General features: G+C 51.7%; 1 protein-coding gene. It reads left to right on the forward strand.

What is annotated here, in order from left to right; genetic code table 11:
- Positions 1-54: 54 nt before the first annotated feature.
- Positions 55-852 (forward strand): hypothetical protein, encoded by a 798-nt coding sequence (locus ACR0NO_RS22155; RefSeq protein WP_480725720.1) that lies wholly within the window; start codon positions 55-57, stop codon positions 850-852.
- Positions 853-874 lie beyond the last annotated feature (22 nt).

Raw genomic sequence — 874 nt, forward strand, 5'->3', positions numbered from 1 at the left:
CCGCTCAGAGCCTAGCAGAGACATCTCCACATCCTCGCATTACAATCGGTCAAAATGGAAACGGAACGCCATACCGGAAAAGAACCTAGGATTGCCCGAGGCAGGATTGTTGTGCCAGCAGAACTTTCGGCCTGTGAGCGGCGAGCACTGTCGAACAAACTGTATTCAGTACACCAAAAGATCTTTGCGGGTGTTTCCGCCGAAGAGTTTCATCAGCACGTCATAGAACCGCCGGCAGAAGCAACATCCATCCAGCTTTACTGCGCGGCAGATCAAAGTGTTATTGGTTATTGTGCAGTTCACCGCTATCGACGCCAAGTGCATGGGCGCAGCGTCATTGTATTGCGGGCAGAGGCTGGGTTGGCACCTAGGTTTCGCGGACGCGGCGCAACTTACGGCTTCGGGATCGTGCGTGCTTTAACTGAAAAGCTAAGCCATCCATTCACCCCAGTGTACTATCTCGGCACACTCGTTCACACGTCGAGCTATCACCTGTTCTGCAAGTATTTTCGGCGAATTTTCCCGCACCCGGATGTTAAGCCGCCCGGCAATGTTCAGAAAATCGCTCGCCAGCTCATAGAAAGCTTTTCTGATCCGGCTATTCGTCCAGAAGACCCGTTTGTGCGCGACGTCGGATGGGTCACTATCGAAACACCGCAAGAAAAACGTCTCAATGAACGGCTTGATCCATCAGACGTGCAGTTCTTTAAGCTACGCAATCCAGGTTTCACAAAGGGTCACGGCCTTGTCGTATTAATTCCGATGACCTGGCTCAACCTTTTAGGAGCACTTCTTTCACGTATTTACGAGCGCGCGCGCATCGCTTCCGGAATTCATAAACCCGACCTTTGATTGAATGGTGACTTTGCCTGCA

Source organism: Ruegeria sp. CL3 (assembly GCF_056536505.1).

Bases quoted from the DNA above. Each gene is read 5' to 3' on its own strand.
- ACR0NO_RS22155 (WP_480725720.1), top strand. From the start codon at position 55: ATGGAAACGGAACGCCATACCGGAAAAGAACCTAGGATTGCCCGAGGC.